This is a genomic window from Cohnella sp. (assembly GCF_041640265.1).
Lineage (GTDB): Bacteria > Bacillota > Bacilli > Paenibacillales > Paenibacillaceae > Cohnella.
This window is the reverse complement of record NZ_JBEQAP010000086.1, coordinates 989-12183: the sequence shown is the minus strand read 5'-3', so window position 1 is coordinate 12183 and position 11195 is coordinate 989. Positions and strand designations below refer to the sequence as shown.

Here is an 11195-nt window from a genome sequence, read left to right as displayed (position 1 = left end):
ATTATTCGAATAAGGAAGTATCGCTAAAATGAAAGTTCTTGAGAAAATTCTCCTAACGTTAGTATTCATCGTTCTTCTCCCAGGGTGCGATCGTGCGGTGAACCTCGAAGATCTATCCATTACATTGGTTATAGGCATGGATTTGGACGATGAGAGCAATATTACAACCTACGTTGTTGCTCCTGTATTCAGCAGTAACGTCAAAGGAAGTACTCAGGTTCTCGAGAGTAAAGCCCCGACTTTAAGACAAGCAAGACAAAATTTTGACTCAATGACCGCTGGAATGATCGTCGGCGGGAAAATCCAGGTGGTCTTGGTCGGGAAACGTTTGCTAAAGAAGAAAAACTGGTTTACGTTGTTGGATGTATTTTTTCGGGATTCCAAACTTTCGCTGAGCGCCCGAGTAGTTGCCGTCGATGGAAATGTGTCCGATGTCGTAAATCTAAAATCCCAGGATCTCCCCCTACTGCCGCTTCGATTAACAAGCCTAATTGACACTAATGAAAAACGGGGGCAAACCGTAAAAACCAACTTACAGCAATTAGACATTCAAATGCACGATAAAGGGGTTACCCCCTACATTTCAAGCATTAGGTTGGACGGCAATAAAATTACTGCGACGGGAACCGTACTTCTCGATAAAAAGGGAAAAATGGCAACGACCTTGAATCCAAATGAAACAACCCTGTTCTATATCCTGATGAATTCAGATCGTATAAACAATGGTCAAGCATCCCTGTTTGCCCGATTTCAAGATGTCAAAAAAAGCGGTTTGTTTGATACTGGCTTGATCAATATGAGTATAAATCAATCAAGGCTGAGAATTAAACCAGGTTACCGTAACGAAAAGTTCTACTTCCCTGCCGATATTACACTGTCCATGGCCCTTAAAGAGCGATTATTCCCATATGACATGAAGGATAATTTAAGGGATTTCGAACAGGAGATCGAAAGCAGTATTCGGGACCAATTGGAACAGCTCCTAGAGAAATTTCAAAAACATCATGTCGACCCAATCGGACTGGGGAGATATGCTCGGGCTTACCAGTACGAACAATGGAAGAAGGTTCAGAATAACTGGGGTGAAGCTTTCTCCAGAGCAGACATTCCTTTAAACATCGATACCACGATCAAATATATAGGGCCCGTCAAATAAGAACCCGGGTCGTCGTGCTAGCCTAGGCGGCCCTTCCTCCTACCGCAATATCCCACTTTCACCCGTTAGTCATTGCGCTTCAAGGGTACCAAGCAAAACCCGTGGGGCGGGCATATTCGACGAGCTAGTCAAAAAAAAGCCGCAACGCTAGTCGCGACTTTATTGGAGCAATATTCTTTTTGAATATCAATTAAGTATGCTTTGCCCGAGCGATCGCACTCGCTTCGACATTCATTTATTTTTTTGTCTGGTTAATTCAAGTTTTAGTCGGTGTATTTGTTTATGAAGTATATATCGAAAAATATATGGGAGCTTTCTTCCACCGTCTTGATTCCATGCTTTTCTGAGATGTAAACTCGATATCATGATACAAAACTGTACGAAAACGATTAAGGGAAAAAAATAACTCAATTGCGTGACAAATGTAGAGTCAATGACAATATCGATCTTAATTATGTTCCAAATAAACCATAGTAAAAGGGATACCGAGTAAAAAACAAGAGAGACCCCTGTGCTTCCATACAATGCAAGCCAATAAAGCATGTATTGAGACAGGGGCGGTTTTTTCAGTCGATGCACTTTATTTTTTTTGCTTGTTGTCTGATTCCGCTCTGAATCGCGACAACGGTTCTGCATAGTTTACACCTTCCAGCAAGGCGTCTTATAAAAGCATTTCCAATAGGTGTGGTTTCCATCCGTTATTTTGATCAAATGTGAATCTTTAAGTTTTGAAGATATTCTTTGAAACCGAATAAAACCTTTTTGTGGAATAAAAACAAAAAGCTCCCTCAAAATTTAGAGAGAGCTTTCGTTTCGAGTTAAAGACAGAACCCTTCTCATAATAAATAGGAGATTCGGAAAACGCAAAATCTTTGTTTGATGATAAATATCCATCATACGTCACTCCTTGTTTTATAGTCCCAAATACCAGGTTGCAATGGAGAAATAGATTAATACACCGCAAATATCGGCAAGAGAAGTAATCAAGGGGCCGCTGGCCGTTGCCGGGTCCATCTTCATTCTGCTGAAAATAAAGGGTAGCGTCATTCCGATCAGGCAGCCAAGCATGACGGTGCATATCATGGTTAATGCCACCACGACTGCAATATCCCATCCGCCCCGATACAACCCAAGTATCGAGACGGCGGCGGCCATCGCAATTCCCATCAACGCGGCTACGCCAACCTCTTTGATAAACATGCGATACCAGTCTTTAAGTTTGATTTCTCCAGTAGCTATGGCGCGAATCATCAATGTCGCCGACTGCGAACCCGCATTTCCGCCGCTGTCGATCAGAAGCGGCAGGAAGAACACCAAGACAATGGAAGCTGCAATGGTATCCTCGAACAGGGCAATCCCTGCGCCGGAAAAGATGTTGACAAAGACAAGAATAACAAGCCATACGATGCGTTTCCGGAACAGGAAAAGAACCCCTGCATCTTTGACGCTTTTCCCTAATTGAATGACTTTCGCCATCTTGTGGAAATCTTCTGTAGTTTCTGCTTGTTCTATATCCATCGCATCGTCCACCGTCACAATGCCGACTAAAACCCCTTTGTCCGTAACAACCGGTAAAGCAAGAAAGTCATATTTCTTGATCATCCGGGCTACTTCTTCACGATCCGTATCCATTCTCACAGAGATGGCCTTCGAACTCATGATGTCTCGGATATTTGCATCAAGATCGGCCACAATCAGATCTCGAAGAGATACGACACCAACCAACCGACCACCGCCATTTATCACATAAAGGTAGTAGATCGTCTCGGCATCTCTCCCCCGCTGGCGAAGCATCGCGAGTACATCATTCACTGAATCATTAGTCTCAATCGCGATATATTCCGTTGTCATCAACGAGCCTGCCGAATCTTCCTTTTGTGCAAGAATCGTCTTAACATCAGCCGCTTCCTTACGTTCCATATGTTCGGCCGAAAGATTTTGTCTGATCGACTCTTTCCATTCTTCGTTTACAGATTGATAAATATCGACCCGATCCGTCGGATGAAGCTCAGCAAACCAATTTCGAAAATCGTCAAATTCTCCGTGCATCAACGCTTGCAGAACTTCTTTGGTGTATTCATCGCGATTGTGAAGATTCAATTTAACCATTTTGGTCTCCTCCTTAATTGGCAAGAAACCTTTTCCGGACAGTGAGGGAAACGGTATCTTGCTTGATGCTTGATTGAAATTGTTCAGCCCAATAAGACCTACAACTATCGCCGCTATCGCCCATTCCCTCACCTCCAGTTCAAAATAAAAAACTCCTCCTGAGATTGGAGGAGTTCGACACTTTCAAAACCGTCACTTTTGCGCCATGTCAATCAAACGCAGCGAAGTAAACCTCTCGCGACCGGAAAGGTAGACATGTGCAAGTGAATAATTGTTTTGAAAGGACGGCGAGAACATCGTTCTCCCTCATCACAGGATTTGGTCTAATAGGTGACGTTCGACTACTCGGACTACTTTCCATGTGACGTTCCCCCCCTTTCAAAAATGAAAAACCCTCTATGGACTAGAGGGTTGAATAAGCGCACACAATATACACATGCATGCATCTCACCCCTAGTCGAGCTTTAGCACTATACAACGTAAAGGATAATCCTTAGCCACCTTAAGAAAAGCCTTAGTCCGGCAGTTCCTGTTCTACCCATTGGCATCTTTCGATATTTCCGGGCAGTGGCCTATGTTTGTATAGGAGCCTCACCTAACGAGGTCATATGATCAATGTTTTTCATTCTATCCCTGGCGAATTCACTTGTCAACATCTAAATTCCCAAAATTTATTATTTTATTGTATTTCATTTCTTTGATTTGGTGCAGGTGAATGCCCATTCACTCAAGAATATGGAATAGTCTGGAGGCCTGAAGGCAAGAATGGAAGCTGGAAACTTTTTGTAATCGGACAAAAAAAGGGTGGTGCCACACCATGGTGCTCGGAATGTCAGAAGAACAAATTCTGCTGCTTATTATCAAACATTTGAAAGAACATAAACAAGATGAAGTCCAACAAGTTATTCAAGAACTGCAGCCTTATGATATTGCGAAATTATATGTAGCCCTTCCCGAAAAACATCGGCTTAAATTTCTAGGGTTTCTCCAACCTAAACAAATGGCCACTCTCATACAAGAATTGGATTCCCGTTTGCAAATCGATATTTTACATAAGCTGGGCGTCCAGCAATCCTCCAATGTAATGGAATTCATGCAAAATGATGATCTGGCTGATTTGCTGAACGAACTATCCGTTGATAAATTTGAGCAATTCTTGGTATCCATGAAAGCTGATGAGTCCAATGACGTGAAGGAGCTCATGCGTTATCCCCCGGAAACCGCAGGGGGGATTATGACGAACAGGTATGTTTGGATCCGACAAACCTATACGGTTCGAGAAGCGGTGGACAAACTTAAATCGTTTGCTGAAATGGCTGAAAATATATACTATCTGTATGTGCTTGACGAATCGAAAAAACTGGTGGGAGTGGTATCTTATCGCGATCTCCTACTGGGGGATATTAACGATAAGATAGAAGATATTATGTTCAGCCGGGTCATCTCTGTTCCAGTCCATATGGATCAGGAGAAAGTGGCAAGGGTCATTGAGCAGTATGATTTTATTAGCGTTCCGGTTGTAGACGATCAAAATCGTCTTGTCGGGATCGTAACAGTTGATGATGTTTTGGATGTCATCATTGAAGAGGCCAATGAGGATATAGCCAAATTGTCCGCATCCGGCAAGACGATCGATTGGAAAACAAGACCTGTCACAGCCGCTTTACGACGCTTGCCTTGGCTGGTTTTGTTGTTAGGACTGGGCGTATTAACGGGAAGTATACTCAGCGGATTCGAGGAAACGCTTACCCAAGTTGTGGCCTTAACTTATTTTATGCCGATGATCGCAGGGATGACTGGAAATACTGGAACGCAGTCGCTTGTTGTTGTTGTTCGCGGGCTTATGTCCAATGAGAATAACCGTAAAAACGTGACCAGATTGGTCATGCGGGAATTAAGTGTCGGATTAATGATTGGCTTAGTATGTGGAATATTGATCACCCTTGTAGCCGCAGTTTGGCAGGGCGATCCCATTCTAGGTTTGGTTGTCGGCAGCACTTTATTCGCGACACTTGTTATTGGAACATTAGCCGGCACGATTATTCCGCTAATCCTTTATCTATTTAAGGTTGATCCGGCTGTCGCTTCCGGTCCATTGATCACAACTTTAAATGACATTTTTTCATTGACTGTCTATTTCAGTATTGCTTCATTGTTTATTTCTTATTTGATGTGAAGACACCCCCTGACGCGTCTTGGCACGATCCTTGGTGTCGTTGGATACCTACCCAAGCATAACCTGGCGGTTCTCATATGCTGTTTTGTAACGATGCAGGCATCCGTATCGGTTAGGAGGTTTCGTATTGACCCAAATCGAAAAAAGCAGAAGAAAACGAACAGTCTCGCGTCTCCGGCGTTCAAAAAAACAATTGGCGGTCGGAAATAGAAGAGGCGGCAAACGAAAAACGCGGGTCAAGTCAAATCGAAAAAAGAAAAACCGCTACGAGGGCCGTTCCGAATCCAAAGCGGGGTCCGAAGCTTTCGGAAACCTCGGTCCCCTCTTCTCAACCGAGTATGCGATCAACGTTTCTGGATGATCTGCCCCAAATCGCTCATGCTGCATGATAACCGCAATCTGTGCGCGGGTCCCGAAGGCGGTGCAGCGTGTCTGGCTTATTGCGGGATCGGGAACGTTCAAGAGCGCCTAGCGAACTACCTGCCTATCCTGCAATCCGCCAGTCAGTTGTTATCTCCGTCCGCGTTCCTGGCGTCAATGGTGAAGAGTACCTTCCCGCAGCTCCGTATCGACGTGCTGCGTCATGGTTTACGCCATGAGACTTTAAAGCCCAATAAGAAAATTTACGGCAAGCGCAGTTCCATAACGCTTCTGTACGGAGGATCGATAAGCGAGCACAAAGGCGTACATGTCTTAATCGACGCCTTGTCGTTGATCCCTTCTTCGAGGCTCCGACTGAACATCTATGGCTCGGGAAACCCCGACTATGTCAGAGCCATGCAGGAAAAGGCTTCATCGGATTCTCGGATCGCCTTTTTCGGAACGTATGCCGAATCGGATCTCTCGCGTATTTATCAAGCAAGCGATGTCGCCGTCGTCCCCTCCATCTGGTATGAAAATTATCCTTTCGCGCTGAACGAGGCGCTGGCCTCCCGTGTACCGGCGATCGTCTCCAATATCGGCGGCATGGCGGAGATAATCAAAGACAGGATCAACGGCTGCACCTTCCAAGTCGGAAGCGCGCCCGATTTGGCACGTCGAATCGAACGGATTCTCAGTTCGCCTGCTTTGCTCAATCGGCTTAAAAGAAATCTCCGCAGCCAGACGATGCCTTCAGTCGAAGATGAAGCGCATGCCTACGAAACCGTTTATTTTACACACGCGAGTTCGTTTGTCTCAATTCCCTATCGAGCCGGATGATCTCTAGAAGCATCCAGGTGCCCTATGAAATTTTCCAAAAAAATAAACCAAGGCTTATTTCTCTCCTTGGTTTTTGGATACGAAGTTAAATCATCTTTACGCTTTTTTCCTTAACCATTCTTCATTGTTTAAGTACCATTTTATCGTTTGCTTGATTCCATTCTCATATTGGTACTTTGGTGTCCAGCCCAGTTCTTTTCTGATTTTGGAGGCGTCAATGGCGTACCTCCGGTCATGACCCAATCGGTCTTCAATGTGTGTAATTAGGGATTCAGGCTTTTTGAGCTCTCTAAGCAAAGTTCTGATGACTTGTAAGTTGGTATATTCGTTATTGCCGCCAATGTTGTACACCTCGCCCGATTTCCCATTATGCAATACTAAATCGATGGCTCTGCAGTGGTCTTCAACATGCAGCCAGTCCCTCACATTCAGCCCATCGCCGTATACCGTGAGCGCATGATTGCTTAACGCTTTAAATAGCATAAATGGGATGAGCTTCTCGGGAAACTGATATGGACCGTAGTTATTCGAGCATCGAGTAATGTTAACGTCTAATCCATAGGTTTCATGGTACGCTCGAACAAGCAAATCCGCGGAGGCCTTGCTTGCTGCATAAGGACTATTCGGCGCTAAAGGGGTTTCTTCCGTAAATAGCCCATCAGCTCCTAGTGAACCGTATACTTCATCAGTAGAAATTTGAATGTATTTTCCGACTTTAAATTCACGCGCTAAATCCAACAAAGTTTGTGTACCCATAATATTTGTCTTCACAAACAATGACGGATAGCGTATGCTTCGATCTACATGGGACTCAGCGGCAAAATTGATAATCGCATCAATATGTTCGTTAAAGATCGGTCTCAAACTGGCTTTATCAACAATATCTGCTTTAATAAATCGAAAAGCTTTGTGATGGTTCCGATCTTGATGTTTCTGAAATTTCTGTGCCCTGTTTTCTGGATTTTTTAGGTTTTCAAGATTTCCGGCATAAGTTAATAAATCGACAATAACGATTTCATATTGCGGGTAGTTTTGTCTTAGATAATGGACAAAGTTGCTGCCTACAAAACCTGCTCCGCCTGTCACAAGCACTCTCAAATACGTCCACCCTTTCCTTGGCACGTTATGTGCATTCTAATGATTTCCTTGAACCTCTGTTTTGATGTCTTACCTTTGTTGCGAATTCGCCCTGCCCCTTTTCTGCATTTATCACTTCCTTATTCTTCAGATTTTCCGCTCTATTTGAATGCCATTTGGCATCACCCTGCGAATGCCTTTATGATACGTATTGTATCGTTTTTCATTATACAGATATTTGCCCATAAACTAAATGGGCTTTTTTTATCGAATAAATTCGAAGTTTGATGAAAAGAGGAACAATGACAGACGTCAATATTGAAGCTGCCGTCTAAAACGGGACACAAACTTGACTGCGATCTTTGGATTACAGGTAAGCTGCCGGGACATACTCCTACAGAACCCTTGGGTTAAAAATATCTCGAGATTAATGAAAGGAGCGATGAGCATGTCTCGCCTATCGACAAACAAGAAGGGCAAAAAATCGCCCGGAAACAACCGTGATTCCGAAGTCGCAAGTTCGACCAACAAAAAATAAGCTAAGGTGTTGCCGCAACAAGCAGTAAAAATGAAGAGCTCGGTTAACGGGCTCTTCATCAGCGTGGACGAAATCTATTCGGTCAGGCTTGGTTTTTTACGTATGCTCGTTAGTTCAAAAGCCTCTTTAGGAATCCCCATGGTTAAGGCCTTCTTTTTTTTAATCACCATGGCCTGCTGCAGGCTTGTAGCTTGAAATTCGATTGCGGTACCGTTTGGCGATTCGAAAACGTAGTAGTTCTTTTTATTCGACATGAATGGTCTCCTCCAGTGTATTAATTAACGGGTCTCCAGCCATAATACTTGGTCGTTTCGTCTTCTGTTTCCGGCATCCCTGGGAGGATCAAACCGCCATCAATCTTGAGAATTACCCCAGTAATATAGGATGCGGCATCGGAAGCCAACCAATTTACCGCTTCGCCGATGTCTTTCGGTTTGCCGACTCGCCGGAGCGGGATCTTTTGACCGAGTTTGTCGTAAAATTCATCGCTCCCCCGTTCTATCTCTGTTGCACCGGGCGCCACATTGTTGACGCGGATGCCGTTCATGGCTAATTCGATCGCGATGGATTGGCTAGCTCGTTGAAGAGCCGCCTTCATTCCTCCGTATAACGAATCATGGGGATAAGCGCGCTCCGCTCTCGTCGACGTAATGTTGATAAGACTCCCCTTAATGCCATTCTCCAGCATATGACGCCCGACCGTTTTCATCATGAGAATGGGAGCGACGAAATCCACGTTGATAAAAGGAAGCATGTCTTCCGACTTCATCTCTATTAGCTTTGCAGCGTAACCCGCCCCTGCGTTGTTAACGAGCAGGTCGACTTTGCCTAAGACTTCGATAGCCTCCCTCGCATAGCGCTCTACAAAGCAAGGTTCCGCCAAGTCGCCCTTGACGGCATGCAAACGACAGCCATATTGATCCAATATGATCTTCCTTAAATCGTGAATTCCATCATCATTCGAACGGTAAACGGTGGAAAGATCATACCCCTCGCGAGCAAGCACAATAGCGATTCCTTTGCCTATACCGCTGCTAGCCCCGGTCACTATTGCAGTTTTTCGAACATTGTGTTTCATGCTTTCCCGCCTTATTTTCCCTCGTTTGACCTAATCTCTTTGAGTATGGTTAGCAGATGATCTAATTTTATGCATGAATCAGTCCTTCTCCTTACCCACAGGTGAGCTTACCTTGGTTTACAAGGTTTTATTTTTCCTATTCGATTTAAGATAAGTCATCACTAATATTATTCTTTACTTATACTCAAGACGGTGTATAATACGAAATAGCTGAACTTGGTAAGGAAGGGAGTGAAATTCTAATGACTCATATCGAGGAGATGACGGATTCCCTAAAACTCCTGTCGGACAAAAGCAGACTCACGATTCTTACGCTTCTCAAAGAAGGCGAACTATGTGTATGCGACATCGTCGCACTGCTGGAGACCACGCAACCGAATGTGAGCCAGCATTTGAAAAAGTTAAAAACCGGCGGTCTCATCAATGAGACCAAACGTCGGCAGTGGGTGTATTATTCCCTGAATGTAGAGGATAAGCCCTATATCAAAGAAATACTGGCTCAGTTACCCTCGATGAAGGATCGAGTAGATTCGTTAAAAGGGCAAAGCTGCGACTAACGTGGAGGAATTATGTTAACGATCGCTTCTCTTATCTTTCTTGTCACGCTTGTTCTTGTCATCTGGCAGCCTAAAGGGCTCAACATTGGTTGGTCCGCTTGCGGGGGCACAATCCTCGCTTTGGATCTTCGGCATCGTCAATTTTAATGATGTTTGGGATGTTACGCAGATCGTTTGGAATGTTTTTCGATTGGGTCGGAGACCAGGGCTTGTTCGCGGCTACAATCGGATCCGGATTTATTGCGGCTATCCTCTCCTCGATCATGAATAACATGCCGACCGTCATGATTGACGCGCTTGCCATTCAAGGCACAGATGCAACAGGTTTAGTTCGTGAAGCTTTCATCTATGCGAATGTTATCGGATCCGATTTGGGTCCCAAAATTACGCCTATCGGTTCGTTGGCTACTTTGTTGTGGCTTCATGTGCTTTCTTCCAAGGGCGTCAAAATCGGTTGGGGGTATTATTTTAAGATCGGCATCCTTCTGACCGTTCCTGTCCTCTTTATCACGCTTTCGAGCCTTTATCTCTGGCTTATGATCATCTACTAAAACGCATCTTAAAGGAGAATGAGAAAATGGAAAAACCACTCGTGTACTTTCTCTGTACGGGCAACTCTTGCCGAAGCCAAATGGCGGACGGATTCTTGAATGCGATCGGCGGTCCTCTTTATGAAGTGAAAAGCGCGGGACTTGAAGCCCACGGACTGAACCCGCGTGCAGTTAAAGTCATGGCAGAATCCGGCGTTGATATCTCTTCGAATACCTCCAACATCATTGATCCGGAGACTTTGAATCGAGCAACCTACGTCATCACACTGTGCGGACATGCTGATGAGCATTGCCCCGTCATCTCCAATCCGAACGTCATCAAATGGCACTGGGGCTTCGACGATCCCGCTAAAGCGACTGGGTCGGAAGAAGAAATCATGGATCAGTTCCGTGCAGTACGCGATGCCATCAAGTCGCGTGTGGAGCAGTTCGTTCAAGAGGGTAAATAAGAGTGTCGGAGAGCACGCTCGTACTAGGGTTCAAAAAGAAAGACGCCGGGTATCTTCTCCGGCGTCTGACCCAGTCATTAGAAAAATTAATCTAAGAACTAAATAACTTGATCGATATTATTTTCTGGGTCAACGGCACTACTAAACTGGAACGTAGGTCAACCTGATCACCTGCTCACCAATTTGATCGCTTGCCACGAGGCTCAGCGGCGGCCGAGGACCGGCGAAAAACGGCTTGCCGTGACCCAGCACGACTGGATGGAGATAGAGTCGATACTCATCAACGAGACCGAGCTCCGCTAGA

Annotated in this window: 12 protein-coding genes, 1 pseudogene and 1 riboswitch; of the genes and pseudogenes, 8 read left to right on the top strand and 5 right to left on the bottom strand. The window is 44.8% G+C overall.

Features of this window, described 5'->3' with window-relative positions; translation table 11 throughout:
- The first annotated feature begins 28 nt into the window (after nucleotides 1–28).
- A complete protein-coding gene (locus tag ACESLK_RS29150) occupies nucleotides 29–1156 on the top strand; it encodes a Ger(x)C family spore germination protein (RefSeq protein WP_373233344.1) in 1128 nt (375 codons plus the stop codon).
- 912 nt (nucleotides 1157–2068) lie between these two features.
- On the opposite strand, the gene mgtE (ACESLK_RS29145) is transcribed toward ACESLK_RS29150, so the two are convergent.
- The gene (gene mgtE / locus ACESLK_RS29145) at nucleotides 2069–3265 is read right to left on the bottom strand and encodes a magnesium transporter (RefSeq protein WP_373233342.1); all 1197 of its coding nucleotides are present in this window, start codon (nucleotides 3263–3265) and stop codon (nucleotides 2069–2071) included.
- A gap of 444 nt (nucleotides 3266–3709) precedes the next feature.
- A riboswitch (M-box (ykoK) riboswitch) is annotated at nucleotides 3710–3875 on the bottom strand.
- A 207-nt stretch (nucleotides 3876–4082) separates the two neighbouring features.
- Here mgtE (ACESLK_RS29145) and mgtE (ACESLK_RS29140) point away from each other — a divergent pair.
- The 3 genes from mgtE (ACESLK_RS29140) to ACESLK_RS29130 all read left to right on the top strand — a co-directional run bounded on the left by mgtE (ACESLK_RS29140) (nucleotide 4083) and on the right by ACESLK_RS29130 (nucleotide 6641).
- Complete coding sequence (gene mgtE, locus ACESLK_RS29140) at nucleotides 4083–5441, top strand: magnesium transporter (RefSeq protein ID WP_373233341.1); 1359 nt, start codon at nucleotides 4083–4085, stop codon at nucleotides 5439–5441.
- A gap of 127 nt (nucleotides 5442–5568) precedes the next feature.
- On the top strand, nucleotides 5569–5802 hold the full coding sequence (locus ACESLK_RS29135; protein ID WP_373233340.1) for a hypothetical protein: 234 nt from the start codon (nucleotides 5569–5571) through the stop codon (nucleotides 5800–5802).
- Nucleotides 5799–6641, top strand: coding sequence for a glycosyltransferase (locus tag ACESLK_RS29130; RefSeq protein ID WP_373233339.1), 843 nt, complete (start codon nucleotides 5799–5801; stop codon nucleotides 6639–6641). Before ACESLK_RS29135 ends, ACESLK_RS29130 begins: the two co-directional genes overlap by 4 nt.
- 96 nt (nucleotides 6642–6737) lie before the next feature.
- On the opposite strand, the gene rfbB is transcribed toward ACESLK_RS29130, so the two are convergent.
- The 3 genes from rfbB to ACESLK_RS29115 form a co-directional block, all read right to left on the bottom strand.
- The gene (rfbB, locus tag ACESLK_RS29125; protein WP_373233338.1) at nucleotides 6738–7739 is read right to left on the bottom strand and encodes a dTDP-glucose 4,6-dehydratase; all 1002 of its coding nucleotides are present in this window, start codon (nucleotides 7737–7739) and stop codon (nucleotides 6738–6740) included.
- A 591-nt stretch (nucleotides 7740–8330) separates the two neighbouring features.
- Nucleotides 8331–8510: a hypothetical protein gene (locus tag ACESLK_RS29120; RefSeq protein WP_373233336.1), complete on the bottom strand. Its 180-nt coding sequence runs from the start codon at nucleotides 8508–8510 to the stop codon at nucleotides 8331–8333.
- A gap of 20 nt (nucleotides 8511–8530) precedes the next feature.
- Entirely contained in the window at nucleotides 8531–9334 is an 804-nt protein-coding gene (locus ACESLK_RS29115; protein WP_373233335.1) for an SDR family NAD(P)-dependent oxidoreductase, read from the bottom strand.
- A 242-nt stretch (nucleotides 9335–9576) separates the two neighbouring features.
- On the opposite strand from ACESLK_RS29115, the gene ACESLK_RS29110 reads away from it, so the two are divergent.
- The 4 genes and pseudogenes from ACESLK_RS29110 to arsC all read left to right on the top strand — a co-directional run bounded on the left by ACESLK_RS29110 (nucleotide 9577) and on the right by arsC (nucleotide 10891).
- Entirely contained in the window at nucleotides 9577–9891 is a 315-nt protein-coding gene (locus tag ACESLK_RS29110; protein WP_373233334.1) for an ArsR/SmtB family transcription factor, read from the top strand.
- Nucleotides 9892–9903: 12 nt separating this feature from the next.
- The gene (locus tag ACESLK_RS29105) at nucleotides 9904–10038 is read left to right on the top strand and encodes an ArsB/NhaD family transporter (protein ID WP_373233333.1); all 135 of its coding nucleotides are present in this window, start codon (nucleotides 9904–9906) and stop codon (nucleotides 10036–10038) included.
- 53 nt (nucleotides 10039–10091) lie between these two features.
- Nucleotides 10092–10442, top strand: a pseudogene (locus ACESLK_RS29100) (ArsB/NhaD family transporter); the annotation flags it as partial.
- A gap of 26 nt (nucleotides 10443–10468) precedes the next feature.
- Nucleotides 10469–10891: an arsenate reductase (thioredoxin) gene (gene arsC / locus ACESLK_RS29095; protein WP_373233332.1), complete on the top strand. Its 423-nt coding sequence runs from the start codon at nucleotides 10469–10471 to the stop codon at nucleotides 10889–10891.
- A gap of 141 nt (nucleotides 10892–11032) precedes the next feature.
- Here the strand turns inward: arsC and ACESLK_RS29090 are convergent.
- The coding region (locus ACESLK_RS29090) for a dihydrofolate reductase family protein (protein WP_373233347.1) at nucleotides 11033–11195 on the bottom strand (163 nt) is incomplete at its 5' end.